14 protein-coding genes are annotated in these 20,950 nt (G+C 70.8%); 2 read left to right on the top strand and 12 right to left on the bottom strand.

The window, feature by feature from the left end:
• Positions 1-2 precede the first annotated feature (2 nt).
• From ACZ5CW_RS23665 to eccD, 8 genes are all read right to left on the bottom strand, one after another.
• On the bottom strand, positions 3-338 hold the full coding sequence (locus ACZ5CW_RS23665) for a hypothetical protein (RefSeq protein WP_468604421.1): 336 nt from the start codon (positions 336-338) through the stop codon (positions 3-5).
• Between the two features lie 5 nt (positions 339-343).
• Positions 344-868, bottom strand: a complete 525-nt coding sequence (locus ACZ5CW_RS23660; RefSeq protein ID WP_468604419.1) for a YbaB/EbfC family nucleoid-associated protein — start codon at positions 866-868, stop codon at positions 344-346.
• Positions 865-3,504 (bottom strand): AAWKG family protein, encoded by a 2,640-nt coding sequence (locus tag ACZ5CW_RS23655; protein ID WP_468604416.1) that lies wholly within the window; start codon positions 3,502-3,504, stop codon positions 865-867. The genes ACZ5CW_RS23660 and ACZ5CW_RS23655 overlap by 4 nt, the downstream gene beginning before the upstream one ends.
• Before the next feature lie 23 nt (positions 3,505-3,527).
• The gene (locus ACZ5CW_RS23650) at positions 3,528-3,989 is read right to left on the bottom strand and encodes a type VII secretion system-associated protein (RefSeq protein ID WP_468604414.1); all 462 of its coding nucleotides are present in this window, start codon (positions 3,987-3,989) and stop codon (positions 3,528-3,530) included.
• 111 nt (positions 3,990-4,100) lie between these two features.
• Complete coding sequence (locus tag ACZ5CW_RS23645; RefSeq protein WP_468604412.1) at positions 4,101-4,412, bottom strand: WXG100 family type VII secretion target; 312 nt, start codon at positions 4,410-4,412, stop codon at positions 4,101-4,103.
• 62 nt (positions 4,413-4,474) lie between these two features.
• A complete protein-coding gene (locus ACZ5CW_RS23640) occupies positions 4,475-4,819 on the bottom strand; it encodes a hypothetical protein (protein WP_468604410.1) in 345 nt (114 codons plus the stop codon).
• Positions 4,820-5,057: 238 nt separating this feature from the next.
• Positions 5,058-6,518, bottom strand: coding sequence for a type VII secretion protein EccB (eccB, locus tag ACZ5CW_RS23635; protein ID WP_468604408.1), 1,461 nt, complete (start codon positions 6,516-6,518; stop codon positions 5,058-5,060).
• A gap of 44 nt (positions 6,519-6,562) precedes the next feature.
• On the bottom strand, positions 6,563-7,963 hold the full coding sequence (gene eccD, locus ACZ5CW_RS23630) for a type VII secretion integral membrane protein EccD (protein ID WP_468604406.1): 1,401 nt from the start codon (positions 7,961-7,963) through the stop codon (positions 6,563-6,565).
• 257 nt (positions 7,964-8,220) lie between these two features.
• Here eccD and eccCa point away from each other — a divergent pair, with 257 nt between their 5' ends.
• A complete protein-coding gene (eccCa, locus tag ACZ5CW_RS23625) occupies positions 8,221-12,162 on the top strand; it encodes a type VII secretion protein EccCa (protein WP_468604404.1) in 3,942 nt (1,313 codons plus the stop codon).
• 85 nt (positions 12,163-12,247) lie between these two features.
• Here eccCa and ACZ5CW_RS23620 read toward each other — a convergent pair whose 3' ends face one another.
• From ACZ5CW_RS23620 to ACZ5CW_RS23605, 4 genes are all read right to left on the bottom strand, one after another.
• Positions 12,248-13,498 (bottom strand): S8 family serine peptidase, encoded by a 1,251-nt coding sequence (locus ACZ5CW_RS23620; RefSeq protein WP_468604402.1) that lies wholly within the window; start codon positions 13,496-13,498, stop codon positions 12,248-12,250.
• On the bottom strand, positions 13,495-16,818 hold the full coding sequence (locus ACZ5CW_RS23615; protein WP_468604400.1) for a right-handed parallel beta-helix repeat-containing protein: 3,324 nt from the start codon (positions 16,816-16,818) through the stop codon (positions 13,495-13,497). The genes ACZ5CW_RS23620 and ACZ5CW_RS23615 overlap by 4 nt, the downstream gene beginning before the upstream one ends.
• A 328-nt stretch (positions 16,819-17,146) precedes the next feature.
• On the bottom strand, positions 17,147-18,388 hold the full coding sequence (locus ACZ5CW_RS23610) for a cytochrome P450 family protein (RefSeq protein WP_468604398.1): 1,242 nt from the start codon (positions 18,386-18,388) through the stop codon (positions 17,147-17,149).
• A 99-nt stretch (positions 18,389-18,487) separates the two neighbouring features.
• On the bottom strand, positions 18,488-18,979 hold the full coding sequence (locus tag ACZ5CW_RS23605) for a hypothetical protein (RefSeq protein ID WP_468604396.1): 492 nt from the start codon (positions 18,977-18,979) through the stop codon (positions 18,488-18,490).
• 782 nt (positions 18,980-19,761) lie between these two features.
• Between ACZ5CW_RS23605 and ACZ5CW_RS23600 the strand changes: the two genes are divergently transcribed.
• Positions 19,762-20,907: a ricin-type beta-trefoil lectin domain protein gene (locus ACZ5CW_RS23600; RefSeq protein WP_468604394.1), complete on the top strand. Its 1,146-nt coding sequence runs from the start codon at positions 19,762-19,764 to the stop codon at positions 20,905-20,907.
• The last annotated feature ends 43 nt before the right edge of the window (positions 20,908-20,950 follow it).

The following is a 20,950-nucleotide window of genomic DNA, read 5'->3' as shown; positions in this document are numbered from 1 at the left end:
GGTCAGTGCCTCCCGGTCCTGGAAGCCTGGTCGTCGATGGCCTCGTAGGCGTCGTTCTGGGCGCCCTGGATGATGTCGCCGTTCGCGTTCAGCACCCTGGCCATGCCGGAGATGGCGTCCAGCAGCGACGTGCCCGTCTCCTCGGTACCCTTGCGCTCCTTCTCGTCCCGCGGGCCGAGTTCCCTCGCCATGGAGTCGTCCTCGCCGACCCAGCCGGCGGCCCTGGCGGCATCTCGTCTGAATCCGTCCATGCAGTCGGCCACGAGTTCCGTGATCCTGTGCTGGACCTCCGCCACCGCATGGATGTCTCCTGGGCTCGCCGAAAACGCGTTTCCCACGGCTCCTACTCCTCCCCGTCCTCGTGAATCTCGTCCCGCAACGACGCACGCCCCTTCCGGAGGGACGACGTCTCCGGCTCTTCCAGGACGCCGGACCCGAAGATGTCGGCCCAGTCGATGTCGAAGCCCTCCATGGGCGGCAGGCCCGGCCGTGGCTCGGTGAACGGCGCCATCGTCCGCATGACGTGACGCGACATCGAGTCACGTGCCTGGCGAGCGGCCTCCAGCACGGACGCGGCAAGCTCGGTCGCGCTCATGGTGCGGTACCTGTTGTCGAGGAACCTCAGGCCGATCAGCTGCCCCTGGGAACCCACCGTGGCTTCCACCACGCGGTCACGGGACCGAACGACGTAGGTGGCTTCGCGCAGTTCCTCCTGCACCTTGGTCAGGCCGGTGGTCACGGCGTCCAGTTCGGCCAGGGTCTCGGCGAGGCGCTGACCGAGAGACTCGGTGAAGGGGTTCGCCGCGACGGCCGCGTCAGGCGCGTCGTCCGTGGCCCGTGCCATGCCGTTCTTCTCCGTCCCGCTCATCCGATCACCGCCGGCGCTCCGCCTTCCTCAGTGCCCCACACGTCCTCGTCCTCCTCCACCCAGTTGGTGCGCTGCCGCTCCGCGCTCTCCGTGGACTGGCCGCCCTGCATGCCGCCCATCGGGGCGCCGCCCATGGGAGAGCTGGTGGTCTGGGTCCCACCCCGCCTGAAGGGCGTGGCCTCGCCGTCGATGGCCGGCGCCACGGAACCGTTGCGGCGCAGTGCGGACAGGTTGCTCGTGTCGTTCAGTGACGTACGCACACGTTCCCCGTTCGCCCCGCCGGCTCCCGCGCCACCCGCTCCGGCTCCCGCACCACCGAAACCGGGGTTGAGAGGTGTGCCCCCTCCGGACGCCGCCGAGTTCTGGGTGTTGGCTGCGGCGACGTCGTGACCGCCCAGGGCCCCGCCCAGCGTACCTCCTGTGAAAGGTGTGCTGTCGTAGTCCAGGTAGTCGGCGTCCGTGTCGCCGTTGAGATGCCCGTTGCCGGAGCCGAGATGTGTGTCGTTCAGCGGGGAGGTTCCGCCGTGCGAGAGGTTGGTCCCACCGCCCGACAGATCGGGGATGTCGATCGGCTTGTTCAGGTGGGTCGTGGCGGTGTGACCGTCCGGGTTCGTGGTGTGCAGGGTGCCGTCGGACGGGTCGAACACCGTCTTGGTGCCGTCCTGGAACTTCGTGGTGAGCGTGCCGTCCGAGTTGAGCTGGGTGTGGCTCCCGTCGGGATTGGTGATGATGTCGCCGGGGTTCAGCCGGGTCGTGGTGCTGTGACCGTTCGGGGCGGTCGTCACGAGCTTCCCGGTGTCGGGGTTGAACACCGTCTTGGTGCCGTCCGGATACGTCTGCACCAGGTTTCCGTCGGCGTCGAGACGGGGGCCGCCGGTGGTGAGCGAGCCGGGGTTGAGGTCGACCGGGGAGGTGTGGCCGGTGGACGTGTCGCCGGTGGACGTGTTCGGGTTCAGGGAGGCGAAGTCGCCGAACGGAAGGGTGGTGCCGTTGTTCAGCGGGCTGTCGGCGCCGTCGGAATGGCCGGCCGGGATGTTCAGACCGCCGTTCAGCAGCGAGGCCTTGCCGTCGCCGCTGAGATTCAGCCCGTCGCCGAGGGCGTCCGGGTCGAGACTCCGGGAGAAGTTGCCGCCCAAGTTGCTGAGGCCGTGGTCGAGGCTGTCCCCGAGCCCGTTCAGGCCGCTGTTGAGCTGCTTCTGGTTGTTGTTGGAGTCAGCAAGGTTCTGGTTCAGGTTGTCGAACAGGCCCTTGTTGTTCTTGTTGGAATCAGAGAGATTCTTGTTGAGGTTGTTCCAGGCTTCGCCGTTCTTCTTGTTCGCGTCATCGAGAGCCTTCTGGGAAGCCTCCTTCTCGCTCTTCGTCTCCTCTTTCTCGTACGTATTGGAGAGGCTTGCGGGGTCCTTCACATGGACCTCTTGCCTCAAATCCTCGGAAGCATCACTCCAGCCTTTCCCGAGCCTGGAAAGAGACTGCTTGGCGGCCGCGATGAGATAGCCTTCCACGTTGCGATTCCAGCGGTCCACCGCCTGCTCGCCGATTTTCTTCCAGGTATTTATGTCGTCGAGGGCCCCTATTCCCGGATTGTCGGAGAATCCCGGCAAGGTGTCAAAGGCCTCCTGGCTCGTATACGTGAGGTCTTCGTCCCCGTCGTCATCCGATGACCAGTCGTATCGGGAACCGAGGCTATCGGGGTCGACCACGACGAGCGGAACATTGTTATGTATGATCCAGTCGCTCAGCGCGTCCAGCTCTTCGAGCAGGGACCGGTGCGGATCATGCTCCGCCGAGTCGGCCCAGTTCTGCCAGGCATCCTTCAGGACCTTCGCCTCGAAATGCAGATCCCACTGGGCCTGGAACAGCATCTCCGAATACGTCGACTGGGGGTTGGGATTGCCGTTGCCCAGCAACTGATGACTGGACTTGAAATCGCGCCCACCCATTTGGTCGACATAGCTCTCATAGTTCTTGTGCAGTGTCTGGAAGAGGGTCCGCACCACGTCGGCGGACTGCCCCTTCCACGCCGCGTCCTCACCACCCAGCTGCTTGTGCCATTTTTCGAGCGGCCCCAGCTGGCGTCTGAAGAACGCCGCTGCCCGGTCGAAAGCCTGAGCGGTCCGAGTGAACGAGACCAGGTCAACAGCATCGGAATCGTTCACCGTCTGGCCGTTGTAGGAGAAGCCCTTGGTGCTGTACTCATTGACCAGCTTCTCGAGAGCGAACTTCGGAGCGGATACGTAACGCCACAGCTCGGTGTCGTTCCATTCGTCCCCGTACTTGCCCTTGAGGGTTCCCCCTTCCCGGGTCGAGCCCGCATCCGACAGATGGCTCTTTCCTTCGGCGTCGGCCAGAGTCGCGATGAAGACGATGTCCGCTGTGTAGAGCTTGACCTGCTGATTACCGTGATGCGTGTAGAAAGCGAGTCGATAATCCTCGCCATGGGACGACTGCCATCCGGAAACGGCGGTGTAGTCTTCCGGTTTGACAGCGCGCATCGGATGCTCAACCACGTTCACCCGCATGAGCGGGATCCCCTCTTTGCTCTTCAGCTTCTCAAAGAGGGACTGCCGGCTCGGCATCGGGTAGCCGGTATAGTTGTTCACCGCCTGAGCCCAGTAGTCATCCGGATCGTTTGCCATGCGAGAACTCCGCTCCGTGTCCTCTAGCTCTGACTCTTGCTGTCCGACGGGGTCATGTCACTGTCGACGTCATCGAAGATGTCGAGGAGCTTCTCCCCACTGATCTCGGTGATGTTGTCGCTCTGTGTGGCCCCCATGATCTTCAGGGTCTCTCTGAAGTCCCTGTCGATGTCCCGGAACAGTCGCTGCTGGTTCTCCAGGATGTCGTCGACGGACTTGGCCGACCGGGTCAGCGCTTCTATGAGGGCCTTGCCGTGCGTGAGATTCCCGTCCCCGACCATCAGGCCGAGCGCGAGGTACTGGTTCTGGTTCAGTGTTTCGGGATCGGCTTCGCCGTTGATCAGGCTCTTGAGGGCTCGGCCCGGGTGATCGCTCCCCGGGGCCGCGTCCTCACGAATGTTGTCCGTCTGCGTCACGAAGTCCTTGAGTTCCGTGTCGATGAACGTCTGCAGCGACTTCCCGTCGAGCTGCGACAGATCACCCATGAGTCCTCCAAGCTGTAGGGCGGCGGACGGAACCGGCAGCCGGCGCGCGCACTTCGCACGCTTCGGCTGCCGGTTCCGGTGCATGTGGTGCGGGCTCGGCTCAACGGGCGATCAGTGCTGCCAGATGTTCACGAGCTTTCTCTCCGTGTCGCCGTAGTGGGCGCCCAGGCGGTTCAGGAGTGCCATGTTGTCGATCAGCAGTTGCTTCGCGTCGTCGATGGCCTGGTTCCACTGCTTCTGCTTCTCCTCGTAAGCGGCCGCATCGGAGCCGTACCAGGACTGCTTCAGAGGCTGAAGCTCCTTCTCCATGTTCTCGATGGTCGTCGCGATCGCCTTGGTCTGAGAGATCATGTCGGCGGCGGCGTTCTCCATGTGGTCGTAACTCACATAGATGAAACCGTCGCCCAGGATGTCATCCGGCATGGTTGGACTCGTCTTTCCCTGGAAGTGGCTGAGAGGTGCGCCCTCGGGCGGCGCGGCCGGGCTCAGGCGGCGCCGGTCAGCTGGTCGAAGACCGTGCTCGACTTCTGGTACGCCGCGTTGATCTCGTCGTTCGCGGAGCCCTGCGCCTTCTGGTGTTCGGTCAGGCTGGTGTTGAGCTTGTCGATCATGTCCTCGAGATTGCGGAGAACGGCGTCGACCTTCGCCTCCCAGTCCTGCAGCAGCTTGCCGAACAGCGCACCGTCGCTGCCCTTGTAGCCCGCGGCCAGGTTGTTCCGCGTGGCCTCCACGTCCTGACGGGCCCTGAAGACCCCGGAGAACGCCATTTCCAGGGCCTGGATGCCGTTGCGTGTCCCGTGCTCACTTGACTGCTGGCCGTTTCCTGCCATGCTCAGCCTCTCGATTGCTCCGCCGAGGAGTTCGCACCGCCCCGACGCTCGACATGTAGGTGGTGTCCGGGCGGTCGCGGCACATTCCTCGTCCGGCGGCTCGGCACGTGTGAACTGCCTGCCATGGTCCGCCGGATACCGTCAGCCGAAACCCTGCCCGGCCTCTACCGTACCTGTTCATGTGTGTCCACACATGCGGCTTCACGTGTGATGCAGGCAATGCCTCGGTCGGGGCCCGTCATCCGCGCGGCGCACACTGCGCCGGCGTCGTCGGCCGGACCGCCCCGGTCGCCGCGTCCGGGTCCAGGTCCGGCCCTGTCGGCACCATCGAGAGCAACGGGGAGGGCAGTGAGGTGACCTGGCCCTCGCTGTAGCCGAGCGCGCCGAGTGCCTTCGCCGTCGGGATGCGGTACTTGGTGCCGGTGTCGTCGACCAGGTACGTCGTGGTGCCCATGGTGGTGCCGCCCGCTCCCAGGGCCCGTACCAGTGCCGCGTGGCCGGGGCGCACCACGACGTCGTCCACCCGCAGGCAGGCCCGTGCGACGTCCGCCGACGGCTGGGCGACGGGGGTCAGGTCCTCCGTCGCCGCGAGCGACGTGGTGACCTTCGTGCCGTCCCCGGCCTGTTCCACACCGGCGCACGCGGACTTGTCCGCCGTGATGTCGACCGGCTTCGGCGGTGCGGTGGGCAGGTCCACGGAGGCCGGCGAGCGGCCCTCCGCGCCGGGCGCCAGGTGCTGCTTCAGCGCGTCGGCGCCCAGGGCCACCGCTCGCGGTGTCTGTCCCCCGTACGCCTTGTCACGCGTGTGCGGGTCGCCGAGGAGGAGGTCGGCCTGCGTGGTGGTCAGCGGCACCAAACCCTCCTTGCGCAGGAGGTAGTACGGGTGCTCGTCCGAGCCGGGCACCTGAGCCTGGAACACCTGGCCGATCGTGCTCGCCCTGCCGTCGAGCGACGGTCCGGCGACACCTCGGCCGGGTACGTCGGGCGTCACCAGGTCCGGGCCGGCCACCAGGGCGTCGAGGAAGGCCGCGGAGACCGGTCGCGGCGTCACGGAGCCGTAGCCGAGCGACACGGCGGCACCGGAGGCCTTGTCCAGGCGCAGACGGCTGCCCTGCCAGACCAGATAGGCCGTACGGTCGGGCCCCTTGACCACGAATCCCTCTCCCGAGCCCAGCCCCGTGCCGTCCACGGGGGCGCCGGCCACCAGCGTGGTGTGCGCGGCCGCGGCCCCGGCGCCGGTGGTGGAGCAGACCAGCCACGCGTCCCGGTCCAGGTTGCTCGCCGACGGCACCGACTCGGGGGCGCCGGGGATGCCGATGGGCAGGCCCACGGGGGTTCCCCGGAGGGAGGCGGTGGCCACGGTGGAGGTGGCGAGACCGCTGCCCGCGATCAGCCGGGCGGAGGCGTAGTTGCGGACCGGCCTGAGCCGGCCCCCGACATACATGTAGCGTGCGCCGGTCTCCTTGTTGATGACGAGTGTTCCGGTCGTCCTCCACGAGGTCTTGCCGCCGGGCGAGATCAGCCCGAACACCACGGCCCCGGCGGATATCAGCACCGCTATGAGCACACCTATGAACAGACCCCGGGTGGTCCGGCCCAGTGGTGTGTCCGGGGCGTCCGGCTCCGCGAGGAGCATGCCGGCGGTCAGCCGGGTCATGATGAAGCTGTGCGCCTGAACCTGGTCGCGCTTGGACTGCATGGTGGCCTACCTCGCGGCTTTCGTCGGAATCGGCATGGTCGCGGTCAGCCGGAGATGGCGCGCAGGTCGCCGAACACGCCGACGGCCCAGAGCATGAGCGGCAGCAGGCTGATGGCCAGCGCGGACTGCAGCAGCTCGGCGGCGCGGCCCCAGTAGGGCAGCATCCGGCGCCCGGGAACGGTCCAGGTGGCGACGGCGAGGACGGCGGCCAGGCCCAGCAGGCCGGCGACGAACACGGGCCGGTCAGCGGGGGCGAGATAGGCTCCGCAGCCCACGAGGATCAGCGCGCCGCCCAGACCGCCGGGGACGACCAGGACGAGCCGCTGCCACACGTTGACCATGCCCCGTCCGTGCAGCAGCAGGATCGCGGACAGGACGACGACGATCAGCGCCTCCGGGACGTTCGGGCGCCGCACCAGCGGAATCAGGCAGCCCGCGGAGACCACACCGATCGAGCCGTACAGCGCGATCATCCAGCCGCCGGCCAGCTCCGTCCGCGTGGCCACCTCCCGGCTGTCGTACGGGTCGATGCCTTCCTGGAGCTGCCCGGGGTTGCTCGGCAGAGGCGGCATCCGCATGCCGGCCAGCTTGAACGCGAGGGCGGGGACGAACCCCCCGAGGAGCACCAGGCATGCGGCGACCACGCAGGCGGCCTTGTCCACGGGCACGTCGAAGACGCTCATCAGCGCCCCGGAGACGGCCGCGGCGACGCAGACCACGGCCGCGGAGAGGAAGAGCGGGGCGTAGACGGCGACGGCGGCGAGCGCGAGAACCGCGCCGCCCGCTCCGGCCGCTCCGGCGGCCAACAGCCGTGCTCCGAGGACGTGGTAGGCGTGGGGGCCGGCGATGTCGCCATCGGGCAGCAGCCAGCCCGCGAGCGCGAACGCCGGGGTCGCCATGACACCGAGGGCGGCGCCGGTCGCCGCGTCACCGACCGCGCGTCCGGCGGTGGCGGCTCCGGCGAGCAGCAGCAGGCCTGCGACGCCCGCGGTGGCCGCGCGGGGGACGACCGGGCCGCCGGGCCAGGCGAGCACGCCCAGGCCGATGACGAGCACACAGACGAGGAAGCCGCGCAGCAGCTGCCTGCTCCGCTCCGGGGTCCAGGCGTGCAGCCGCTCCCGGGTGACGTCCGCGATGCCCTCGACCAGGTCGTCGAGGCGGACCTCGGGCATCGCCTCCGCTCTCGGACGCAGGTGGAGGACCTCGCCGTCGTGGAGGCCGAGTGCCTCCAAAGTGGCCTCGTCGTCGAGGGCGGGGCCGCCGAGGCGCTGGAGTACCCAGCCGCCGTGGTCGAGTCCCTCCTCCTCCATGCCGTCGACGCAGTACCGGAGCAACGTGGGGAGAAGGTCGGCCACCGGCACGTCTGCCGGAACGGCCAGGTCGATGGTCCTGGAGGGTGCCCGGACGGTGAGGCGGCACAGGCTGGCCACCGAGGTGTCGCTCATGGTCGGCACATTCGCTTTCGCGGAAGGTGATCAGGTCGTCCGGATGTGCGGTGAGAGCCCGGTCAACACATACGTGTCTGAGCGGGGCGGGACACATCCGTCTATCGTGTGCAGAGTACCCCCGCTGCCGGGCCGGCTTCACACCCCCGGCATTTCCGCCAACGGGCCCGGTGATACCTCACTGGCTGCTGCCCGAAGGAGCCGATGCGTTGAGTTCCGTGCTTTTTCGTCGTCCCGCGCGTCGGCGCGGTCCGGACATGCCTCAGGGAGAGTTGAGTCTCCAGGAGCCCCCGGTGCTCGCGGAGACGGTGCCCGACAACTCCGCGGTGTGGACATACATGCCCATGGCGATGATGTCCGTCTCGATGATGCTGATCTTCCTGCGCCCGGGTGGGTCCAACGGTGTCTTCGTCTACCTGTCGCTGGGCCTGATGGTGCTGGCCTCCGCCGCCATGATCATCGGACAGTTCATGCGTCGCACCAGTGAACGCAAGCAGCGGCTGCGGGGGGAACGGCGTGACTATCTGAGATATCTGGGGCAGATCCGCAAGCAGACCCGACGTGCTGTCATGGAGCAGCAGCTCGCGCTGGCCTGGCGGCACCCGGAGCCGGCCGCGCTGCGCTCCATGGTGCGCACGACCCGCCTGTGGGAACGGCGGGTGAAGGACGAGGACTTCGGCGAGATCCGGATAGCGGTCGGCGACCAGCAGCTGGCCGTGAAACTGACCCCGCTGTCCACCAAGCCGGTGGAGGACCTCGATCCGCTCTCCGCGCACGCGCTGCGTCGCTTCATACGTGCCTACAGCACGGTGCCCGACCAGCCGGTGGCCGTGTATCTGCGCTCCTGGGCGAGGGTGCTGATGCGGGGCGACGAGGCGGCCCGGCGGAGCCTGGTACGTGCGATGGTGGCGCAGCTCGCCGTCTTCCACGCCCCGGAGGAGCTGTGGATCGTCGTGTGCGCCGCGGACGAGCACCGGGCCGGCTGGGAGTGGGTGAAGTGGCTGCCGCACGGCCAGCATCCGCAGGAGGAGGACGGAGCGGGCCCGGCGCGGATGGTGACCTCCGCCTTCAGCGACCTGGAGGACCTGCTGGGGGCCGAGTTCGGCGAACGCCCCGCTTTCGACCCGGAGGTGCCTCCGGGGCGGGAGGAGCCGTACACGGTCGTCGTCCTGGACGGTGTGACTGTGCCCTCCGGACACCGCATGGACGCTCAGGGCTTCCGCAACGCGGTCGTCCTCGACCTGGCCGACGCCCTGCAGTGGCGGCCCGGGCGCACCACGCTCCGCCTCGACGTCCAGCCCGACCGGGTCGGCCTGGTACGCACCGACCGCACCCGCAAGGAACAGACGACGTTCCTCGGCCGGCCCGATGCCATGGGTCCCGCCGCAGCCGAGGCCCTGGCCCGCATGATCGCCCCGTACCGCATGCGACTGGCGGTCTCCGCCGCCGAACCGCTGGCCGCGGACGTCGAACTCACCTCGCTGCTCGGCATTCCCGACCTGTACCGGCACGATCCGGCGACCCTGTGGCAGCGTGCCGACGGCGCGTCCCGGCTGCGGGTGCCCATCGCGGTGGGCGGCGACGGCCTCCCGGTCGAGCTGGACATCAAGGAGTCCGCGCAGGGCGGCATGGGGCCGCACGGCATGCTCATCGGCGCCACCGGATCCGGCAAGAGCGAGCTGCTGCGCACCCTCGTGCTGGGTCTGGCCCTGGCGAACTCCTCCGAGACGCTCAACTTCGTCCTGGTCGACTTCAAGGGCGGCGCCACCTTCCTCGGCCTGGACGAACTGCCGCACACCTCGGCGGTGATCACCAACCTCTCGGACGAGGTCGCGCTCGTCGCGCGTATGCAGGACGCCCTGCACGGCGAGCTGATCCGCCGCCAGGAACTGCTCCGGGCGGCCGGGAACTACTCCTCGGCCCTGGAGTACGAGAAGGCACGTGCCTCGGGGGCCGCACTGGATCCCCTGCCGAGTCTCTTCGTCGTGGTCGACGAGTTCAGTGAACTGCTCTCGGCGCACCGGGAGTTCATGGAGCTGTTCGTGATGATCGGCCGTCTGGGCCGATCCCTGGGTGTCCATCTGCTGCTCGCTTCCCAGCGCCTGGACGAGGGGCGGATGCACCAGCTGGAGAGCCATCTGTCGTACCGGATCGGTCTGCGCACCTTCTCGGCCATGGAGAGCCGCGGTGTGCTGGGTGTGCCGGACGCCTACCAGCTGCCCTCGCAGCCGGGCAGCGGATATCTCAAGAGCGGTGTCGAGGCGCTGACCCGCTTCCGCGCGGCCTATGTGTCGGGCGAGTACCGCCGGCGGGGCGGAGCGGTCGCACAGGCCAGGGTGGCGAGCCAGGTGGTGCCGTGGACGTCGGGTTACGTGGTGCCGCGCGCGGCCGCCCAGCCGTCGGTGGCGGAACCGGCCGCCGAGGACGAGAAGGAGACGGGTGGCAGCCTGCTGTCGGTGGCACTCGGCCGACTGCGGGACGCGGGGCCGGGCGCGCACCAGGTGTGGCTGCCCCCGCTCGACCTGCCCTCGCCGCTCGACGAGCTGCTGCCGCCGCTCACGGTCGATGCGGAACGCGGGTTCACGGCGACGCGGTGGCCGGGCACGGGTCGTCTGCGGGTGCCGGTCGGCCTGGTCGACAAGCCCTTCGAACAGCGCCGGGACCCGCTCGTGGTGGATCTGTCCGGCGCGGAGGGCCATGTCGGTATCGCGGGTGGTTCGCAGAGCGGCAAGTCCACGCTGCTGCGCAGCCTCATCGCCGCGCTGGCGCTGACCCACACACCCCGCGAAGTGCAGTTCTACTGCCTGGACTTCGGTGGCGGCACGCTGTCCGGGCTGTCCGGGCTGCCGCACCTGGGCGGCGTCGCCTCCCGGCTGGACGCCGAGCGCATCAGCCGTACCGTGGCCGAGGTCACGGCGGTGCTCAACCACCGGGAGCAGTTCTTCCTGGACAACAACATCGACTCGATGGCGACCTACCGGCGCCGGCGTGCGGCCGGCGAGTTCGCCGACGAGTCGCACGGTGACGTGTTCCTCGTGGTGGACGGATGGGCGACGCTGCGCCAGGACTTCGACAGTCTGGTCGGGACGTTCAACCAGTTCGCCGCCCGCGGCCTCAACTACGGCATCCACCTGGTCGTCACCGCCTCCCGCTGGATGGAGATGACGACGCAGATCCGCGACCAGATCGCCACGCGTCTGGAGCTGAAGCTCGGCGACAACATGGACTCGGTGGTCGACGTGCGGCGGGCGGCGCTCGTGCCGCGCATCCCCGGACGGGGTCTCACGGTCGACGGGAAGCTGCACTTCCTGTCGGCGCTGCCCCGGGTCGACGGCAGCGGTTCCGCCGACGACCTCACCGACGGCGTCGCCGACCTGGTCGAGCGGATCGCGGGGGCGTGGACCGGGGCGCCCGCGCCCGCCGTCCGGATGCTGCCGCACCGGCTGCCCGCCGCCGAGTTGCCCGCCGCCGAGGGCACCGAGGGTCTGCGGATGGCGCTGGGCCTCGACGAGGAGACGCTCTCCCCGGTGTGGCACGACTTCAGCCGCACCCCGCACCTGATGGCCGTCGGCGACACCGAGAGCGGCAAGACCAACCTGCTGAGACTGGTGACCTCCGCGATCACCTCCCGGTACACCCACCAGGAAGCGCGCATCCTGGTGGTCGACTACCGGCGGGAGCTGGTGGAGGCCATTCCCGAGGAGTACCGCCTGGGCCACGCCGTGTCGCTCTCCGCGCTCCAGGAGCTGATGGGCGGTTCCCAGCGCGCGCTGGGAACGCGGCTGCCCGGACAGGACATCAGCCCGGCCCGTATGCGGAAGGCCGACTGGTGGGCCGGCCCGCGCCTGTTCGTCCTGGTCGACGACTACGACATGCTGGGCGGCAGCAACGCCTTCGATCATCCGTTCGCGCCGCTCTTCGAGTTCCTGGCGCTCGGGCACGAGGTCGGCCTGCACATCGTCGTGGCGCGGTCCGCCACCGGCGCCGGCCGTGGCCTCAACGACCAGCTGCTGCGGCGTCTGGGTGAGGTCAACACACCCGGTCTGCTGCTGTCCTGCCCGCCGACCGAGGGTTACGTCTTCGGCAACGTCAAGCCACGCGCCCTGCCGCCGGGCAGGGCCCGGTACATCGCCCGGAACAAGGCGACGCTGCTGCAGACGGCGATGGTGGAACAGGTCCCGGACGCGGCGGGGAACTGACCGCCGCGCACGTGGGGGCGGGCCGGGTGCGACATCCGGCCCGCCCCCACAGCCGTTCACGGCCGGTTCGGCGGACTCCCGCGCGTCAGCGCCGCGTCGGGCGCCACCCGCGGGCCCGGCCGCGCGGGACGACCGCGGCCGCCCATCCGACCAGGACGACGACTCCCGCTCCGCAGGCGGCGATCAGCAGGGCGGTCCGGGTGGCCCCCTCCCCCCGCGTCCGGTCCGGCAGCCGTACCGGACCGTCCTGCGCCGCGGTCGCGGTGCCGTCCGCCTTCGGGTCGTCCGCGACCGAGGCGACCGCCGCGTAGGCGTCCAGCCGCGGTACGGCGTCGGGGTAGGCGGTGGACGTCAGGCGCCGGGCCACCTCGCCCGCGGACAGGTCCGGGAAGGCCGACCGGACGAGGGCGGCGGCCCCCGCGGTGTACGCGGCGGCGAAGGAGGCGCCGGAGCCGACGAAGTGGCCTCGCCCGTGCGGCCCGATGCCGACGACGCCGTCACCGGGAGCCGCCAGGTCGGCGTGGACCGGGAGCGGCGCGGACTCCGGGCGGCTGCCCTGGACGTCCACGTCCAGCACGCTCAGCACACCGGGCGTCGCGGCGGGCCAGTAGTCCCGGGGCGCCGGTGTGGCCGACCCGGTGGTGCCGCGCGGCGGGTCCGGTACCGCGGCGGCCACCACGAGGGCGTCGTGCTTCGTGGCGTAGGACACCGCGGCGTCGAGCTGGGACGACCTGGTGTCGAACGCCGCGGACACCTCGACGACCCGGGCACCGGCGTTCACCGCGCCGCGGATGCCCGCCGCCACGCCGGCAGCCGACGGTACCCCGCGTTCGGTGGTGCCGCGGACCGCGACGATGCCGGCCCGCGGGGCGACGCCGTGGAAGGCGACGCCCTTCACCGGTGCGGCGGCGATCAGTCCGGCCACGAACGTTCCGTGCCCCACGCAGTCGCCTCCGGCGGGGCCGAGGGCCTCGACCCGCCCCGCCAGCGTGGGCGCGCCGGTGGCCACACCCGTGTCGACGACGCCGACCTTCACCCCCGCTCCCTGCGAGATCCGCGCGGCGCGGGGCAGTTCCAGGCTCTGGTGTTCCCACGGCATGGCCGTCGCCGTGGTCGTGGACCGCTTGGTGCAGACGGCGCCGTCGGCGAGCCGGGCCGGTATCACGGGCAGTTTGACGGTCGGCGTGCCCGCGGCGGCGGCCGCCGACGGTACGGCCAGCGCGGCCGTCGCCGTCAGCGCCGGCGGCAGCAGCACAGCGGCGAACGAGCGTACGAGCGACCGGCGCCGTGCGCGCGGGCTCCGGCGGGCGGGCCGCACTCCTGGCTCGCGGGTCATGCGGACAGCCCCTGGCGCTGTGGCGCGTCCTGCGGCAACAGGAGTCTGAGGTCCTCGAAACCGGGTGCCGACATCTGGCTGATCCGCCCGGCCTGGCGGGTCATCATGCCTTCGAGGACCTGGCGCGCCAGACGTGCGTTGCCGAAGGACCGGTCGCGCGGCAGCGAGTCGAAGTACTCCCGCAGCACCTGCCCGGTGCCGGTCCCGCACTCGTAGCCCGCCGTCGTCGCGTGGGCGCGTACGATCGTGACCAGTTCGTCGGACGAGTAGTCGGCGAACTCGACGCGGCGGGAGAACCGCGAGGACAGACCCGGGTTGGAGGCCAGGAAGCCCTCGATCTCGCGGGTGTATCCGGCGACGATCACGACGACCTCGTCGCGGTGGTCCTCCATCAGTTTCAGCAGGGTGTCCACCGCCTCACGGCCGAAGTCGGAGGCCGATGCCCCCTCCGGGGTGAGGGTGTACGCCTCGTCGACGAACAGCACACCGCCGATGGCCCGTTCGAACACCTCGCGGGTCAGCTGCGCGGTGTGGCCGATGTACCGGCCCACCAGATCGGCGCGGGAGACCTCGACGAGCTGGCCACGGGGCAGCACGCCGAGCGAGGCGAGCAGCTCGCCGTACAGGCGCGCCACCGTCGTCTTGCCGGTGCCGGGCGGGCCGGTGAAGACGAGGTGGTGGCTGATGCGCGGCACGGGCAGTCCCGCGGCCTCCCTCTGGCGTGCCGTGGACAGCAGGTTGACGAGGTCGGTGACGTCCCGTTTGACGGCCGCGAGACCCACCAGGTCGGCCAGCCGCTCGAGCGGGTCGGGCTCCTGCGCCGCGGCCTCGCCGGTGACCGCTGCCGCCGCGTCCGCCCCCACGTCCTCGGGCAGCAGCAGTTGCAGGTCGCTCTCGGAGATGTCGGCGAGGGCGGCGAGCCGGGTCGCCTGGCGGTCCACCATCTCCTCGAACACCCGGCGTGCCTCGCGGCCGTTGCCGAACGTGGCGTCCTTCGGCATCCGTTCGAACCGCACGGTCAGCGCCTGGTGCGTCGAGTCGTCCAGCCGGTACTGGTGGCCCAGGCACATCTTCTCGACGATGGCGACCAGTTCGGGCACGGTGTAGTTCTCGAACTCGATCGTCCGGGAGAAACGCGAGGCGAGGCCGGGGTTGGACGCAAGGAAGTCGTCCATCTGGGCGGAGTAGCCCGCCGCGACCACGACCACGTCGTCCCGGTGGTCCTCCATCAGCTTCAGCAGCGTGTCGACGGCCTCGCGGCCGAAGTTGGCGCCGGATCCCTGGCCGTCGGACAGCAGTGTGTACGCCTCGTCGATGAAGAGGACGCCGCCGAGCGCCCGGTTGAAGGCCTCGGTGGTCTTGATCGCGGTACCGCCGACGATCTGGGCGACCAGGTCCGCCCGGGAGACCTCGACCAGGTGTCCCGACCGCAGGGTGCCGAGCCCGGCGAGGATGTTGCCGTAGAGCCGGGCCACGGTGGTCTTGCCGGTGCCCGGGGGGCCCGCGAAGACGAGGTGCCGGCTCATCGGCGGCGCCGGCATGCCGAGCCTGGCCCGCCGCTGGGCGAGCTGGGTCAGGTTGACCAGCGTACGGACCTGCTGCTTGACGTTGTCGAGGCCGATCAGCGCGTCGAGCGCGGCCAGCGAGGCGTCGTCGCCCGGGCCGTCGCCGGGCTCCTGGGTCGCGGGGGACGCGGCCGGGTCGGTGCCCTCGGCGTCGCCGACGCCCCACGCGTCCCGCTTGCCGTTGCCGGTGCTGGTCAGGCCCTCCACGGCCACCCGGTCGCCCGCCTTGGCCTGGATCAGGCCGCCGCCCGCGTTGTCCCGCGCCGTGCAGTTCACCACGGAGACCGGGGAGTCGGACTCGATCCGTACGCCGTCCTTGCCGCTGCCGCTGATCTCGCAGGAGTTCAACGACGCCCGCCCGCCGTCGGCGATCAGCACTCCCTGCTCGGTGCTCTCGTGGGCCGTGACACGGGTCGCGGTCAGGTCACCGTCCTTCTCGACCAGGACACCGTGCTGCCCCGCCTTGCTGACGGCGCAGTCCCGTACGGTCATGACGCCGTCGCCGCCGATGAGGAGTCCGGCACCCTCCGCGGCCTCCACCGCTCCCCCGCCGACGTAGACGTTCCCGTCGTCCGCGACGCGCACGCCCGCGCCCGCTGGCCGCTGGATCAGGCAGTCCTCGAGCCGGCCCCTGCCGTCCTCGGCCACGTCGACGCCGTGCCCCGCCGCGGAGATGATCCGGGCCCGGCGGACCAGCGGATTGGCGCCGGTGCGGATGGAGATGCCGACGCCCTTGGCGTCCACGACCTCCAGGCGGTCCAGCTCCGCCGCGGACTCCTCCTCCAGCAGCAGCCCGGCACTGGCGCAGTCCCGTACCGTCAGGCCGACGAAGACCGGGGAGGACGATCCGGTCACCCGGATCGCCGGTGCCTCGCTGGAATCCGCCCAGCAGTCCTCGAACGTGCCCCGCGAGCGGTCCGTGACGAGCACCGCGTGCTCCTTGGTACGGGCCACCCGGCAGCGGCGCAGCAGGGGATCGCTGCCCATGCCCACGGCGATGCCGACGCCGGAGGTGTTCGTCACCCGCACGTCCTCGAGGACCGTACGCGACTCGCTCGTGATGTGCACGCCCGTGGTCGTGTCGTGCAGCACCGTGCGCAGCATGTTCGTGGTGCTGCGCCCCTCCAGGGCCACCGCCGGCTTGTCCGTGGAGGAGATGTCGCACTCCTCGACCGAACCCTGGCCCTCGCCGTTGGCGAGCACGCCGTTGCCGCGCGCGTCGCGGATGGTGCAGCCCCGTACGGTGACGCGGCCCTGTTCGCCGATCACGACGCCGGTCGTGCCGAGGTGTTCGAGGGTGGAGGACTCCACCGAACTCTCCGCGGACGAGGTGACCACGATTCCGGCACCCGCGCCGTTGGTGACCCGGCAGTCGCGCATGGCCAGCGCGCCGTTGTTCCGGGCGAGCAGCGCGGTCCACGAGGAGGCCGCGATCTCGCAGCCGTCCATCGCGACCTGGCCGCGGGGCGCGTCGACGACCGGAAGCTCCTCGTCACGGCCGCGCAGCACCAGGTCGGTCAGCATGACCGCTTCCGCCTTGAGCGTCAGGGCGGTGCCCCGGCGTGGGGCGATCTCCACGGTTCCGCGCGCCTGCGCGGCCACGATGGTGACCGGCGTGGTGATCGTCAGATTCTCCGGGTAGGTGCCGGGAAGGACGCTGAGGACCGCGCCGCTGCGCGCTCTGGCCAGCGCTTCCCCGATCGTTGACAGGCCGTCGGCGCTGTCCGGGCCGACGGTGAGTACCTGGCGAGACACGCGTGGTTCCTCCTCAGACGGACACCCCGGAACCTGCGGGCCGGGAGTGCCTTGCACGGGCAGCGACCGTCCTGCCGGGCGCCCAGGTCGCTGGATGGCGGTCCGGGTGGCCACCTCGGCAACCGTGCGGCGGAAACCTGTCTCGTCAACGGTCCCTGCCGACACCCCACTCGATTGCTTCGGTCACCCCTCGGCCGACCTGGGGACCAGAGTAGTTGAGGTTCGGTGACACGTAGGTACCGCGGTGCCGCCCCGGCACACAAATGTAGTGAGGCCGGGACAGATGTCGGCGCCGGTCGCGCGGGGAGCACATGTGTGGCCGGCGGCCTCACGTGGTGCGATATCGCACCGGAAGCGACAGCACCCCGCGCACCATGCCCGCGGGGAACCAGTCGAGGGTGTCGGCGGGGACCGCAAGTTCCAGGTGCGGGACGCGGGTGAGGAGGGTGTGCAGGGCGACGCGGGCCTCCAGGCGGGCCAGCGGGGCGCCCAGGCAGTGGTGGATGCCGTGGCCGAAGGAGAGGTGACGGGCGGCGGGGCGGGTGATGTCGAGGGTGTCCGGGTCGCCGCCGTCGGGCAGGGGGGCGTCGCGGCCGGCGGAGGCGAGGGCCACGGCGACGATGCCGCCGCGGGGGATCCGTACCCCGCCCAGTTCCAGGTCCTCGGCCGCGTACCGGTTCGTCGTGCGCTCGACGGACGTGTCGTAGCGCAGGAACTCCTCGACCGCGTCGGGCAGCAGCCCGGGCTCCTCCCGCAGCAGCCGCAGCTGGTCGGGGTGCTGGAGGAGCGCCAGCACGGCGTTGCCCAGGAGGTTGACGGTGGTCTCGTGGCCTGCGATGACGAGCAGGGCGGCGGTGCCGGCCAGTTCGTCCTGGGAGAGGCGGCCGTCGTCCTCGTCCCGGGCGGCGACGAGGGCGGACAGCAGGTCGTCGCCGGGAGCGCGGCGCTTGTCGTCGGCCAGCTCGCGCAGGAACCCGTGCAGGCTCGCCACCGCCGTGGCGTACTCGGGGTGGCCCACCTGGAAGGCGAGCGTCGTCCAGCGGCGGAAGTCCTGGCGGTCGGCCTCGGGGATGCCGAGCAGCTCGGAGATCACCGCGACCGGCAGCGGCGCGGTGTAGGCCTCCACCAGGTCCAGTTCGCCGGACGGCGGCATGGCGTCGATGAGCTGGTCGGCGATCCGGGTGATGCGCGGTTCCAGCTCGGCGGTCCGCTTCGGGGAGAAGGCACCCGACACCAGACGGCGCAGCCGGGTGTGCTCGGGCGGATCCGCCTCCAGCATCTGGCCGCCGAACCCGGTGCCGCGCTTGTGTCCGAGGAAGCCCGCCGCCTCCAGCATCTCCGCGGCCGGCTGCGGGTCCTTGAGCAGCGCCGGATGGGTCAGCGCCTCGCGGGCCAGGTCGTAGTCGACGACCACCCAGCCCGTGATGCCGGGGAAGAACTGCGCGGGGTGGACGGGCCCCTTCGCGCGCAGCCGCGCGTACTGCCGGTGGGCGTCCGCCTTGAACTGCGGGCCCATGATGACCCGCTCGTCCGGTTCACCGACCGGCTGTGCCTGCTGGTACGTGTCCATCCGTGTCCCCTCGTCCTGTGGGCCGTCACCGGAGACACGCGGGCCGGGCCGGGGAAGGTTCACTCGTGTGACGTTCGCACGCTCGTCCCCCCCGGGGCGTCACCGGACCCGGACCACCTCCAGGCTGCTCGGGCCGCCGTCCGCGCCGCGCAGCGAGATGTCGAACAGCAGCCGTCCGCCGCCGGGGCGCAGGGTCGCCTCACCGCCCGGATCGACCGCCTGCCGCGGGCTTTCCTGGCGCACACCCTCCCGCGGGCCCGCTATGTACGTCACGTACACCACGGAGCGGCCCGAGTTGCGCACCGTCACCTCCGCCGTCCGCTCGCACGGCGACTCCTCACGGCTCTGGGCGGCGCAGACGTGCCGCAGGTCGCCGAAGCCGTACGTCCCGCAGGACAGTTCCATGCCGCGCGGCAGCGCGGACCGGCACACCCGGCCCGCCGTCACGTGGTCGGCGGCCACGCCGCCGGCACCGCTCGGCCGCTGGCCGCCCCGGCCCGGGAACCAGTACGCCGCGGCGGCCAGCGCCAGCACGGCGGACCACGTACATGCCGCGGGCCACAGAGCGGCTTCCCGGCGTGCGGACTTCATCGGACGGCACCCTCCACATGTCACACCGGCCCGGTGGCGCGTCGAGCGGACCACGGGGCAGGACGGCCACCCGCCTCGAACACCTTGTCAGTCTAGGCACACGCAGGGCTGACGTCGGTGTGAAGAAGTGATGGCGAGGCCCGGAAGCAGCCCGGAGCGAGTGTGCGACGGGGTAGGGTGCGCGCCGACGGACTTCACACGTATCTGTACTCGGACCTTGGATCCCATGAGTAATCCCCCAGAGGACACACAGACCGGCTCCTTCGTGCCGGGCGGCCGGCGCCGGCACCGCAGGACGAAGCAGAGCGGCGCCGGCGTCCGCCGCACCGTGGTGCTGGCGTTGGCGGTGCCCGTCGCCTCGGCCGCGCTGGCCGGACCCTCGGCCTTCGCCGCCGGCAACGGCAGGTGTTCTCCTTCATCGAGAACGGCTCGACGGCCGCTGCGAACGACATCAAGGACGCGATGGACGGCCTGGCCGCGACCGTGAACGGCTGCTGGGCATAGGGACCGTCCGGCGGATCAGGAACAAGGACGCCGCCCGGCCTGAGGCCGGGTGGCGTTCGTGTGTGCGCGGCGCCGTCCCTACGCGTCCGGTGCCGTCGGCCGCGCCGGTTCGTGTCCTCACTCACAGACCGGTATGAGTCACATGTCACACGTCGCAGGGGTGAACCGGGACGGCGGCGGATCCGCTTCATGTGTGGCAGGGCCGGACCGGCCGGGAGACCGGTCGGGCACCCCCGCGACACTGCCGCCCATGCTCCGGCTCCGCTGGAAAGGAAGTCATGCAGCCTCCACACACGCCCCGGTCGGCAGGGGATCTCCCCAAGAGGGTCCCGGGCAGCGCCAGGTCCGTCGGTTCCGGTTCCGGGCCCGCCCGGGAGGGCACCCCGGCCGGCGGCGCGGAGCCGGCCGCGCCGCGCAGCGGTGACCGGGCGTCCGACGCGGACGCCGGAGGCACCTCGCTGCCCCGGCTCACCCAGATCTCCTCGCTCGGGTCGCGGGGGAACGCCGGCCGCGGGGCCGGGGCGGCGCCCCCGGCGACCGAGGCCCCGGTGGGCGGCTCCGCGGCAGACAAGCACGGCGCCACCTTCGCAGGCCGCGGTGACACGGACAGGAGCCCCGCTCCGGACATCGTCGTATCCCTCGAACCGGCCGGCCGGCGTCAGGGCGACAAGGCCCGGCGCGAGGGGTTCCGCGGTGCCCTCGCCGTCGTGGGCATCGTCGGGCTGCTGGCGGCGGGCGGTGTCCTGCTGACCCTGGGCCTGGTCGACGGTCACGACCACGACAAGAGCGGCGGGGCGTCGGTGACCGTCGACTCCGACGGCCGCGGCACGGACGTCGTCGACGGACTCGGCGAGGTGCCGGCGCCTTCGGTGACGGCGTCCGCCACCGGCACCGGCGAGAAGACCGAGAGTTCCGGCAAGCCTCCGTCCGCCTCGCCCGGGAGCAGCGCGTCGAGCGAGGACTCCGCGTCCCCCGGCGAGCACGCCACCGCCCCGGCGGCGAAGGACACGACCGGGACCAGGACGACCGCTCCGGCCGCGGTGCCGGGGGTGAACGTGTTCAGCCACGCCTCGCAGCGCTGCGTGGACGTCGTGGGCGGCAAGGCCGTGCAGGGCGCGGGACTGATGATCTGGGACTGCTCGGAATCCGCCGCGCAGCACTGGACGTTCACGGGCGGAACCATGCGAGCGCTCGGCATGTGCGTGCAGCTCGCGGGCGGTTCGACCGACGACGGGGCGGACCTCGAACTCGCCTCCTGCGACGGCAGTCCGGCGCAGCGGTTCGTGCTGAACCCCAGACACGACCTGGTCAGCACGCTCGCCGACAAGTGCACGGACGTCCGGGACAACGGCACGGCGAACGGCACTCGGCTCCAGCTGTGGTCCTGCTCCGGCAGCCCCAACCAGAAGTGGTCCACGTCCTGAGGACGCGCGTGTCCGGCGGGCCGCCGGGCGGCCCGCCGGACGA

The organism is Streptomyces sp. NPDC031379 (genome assembly GCF_055569615.1).
The sequence above is the reverse complement of the archived record's forward strand: the minus strand, read 5'-3'. Positions and strand labels throughout refer to the sequence as shown.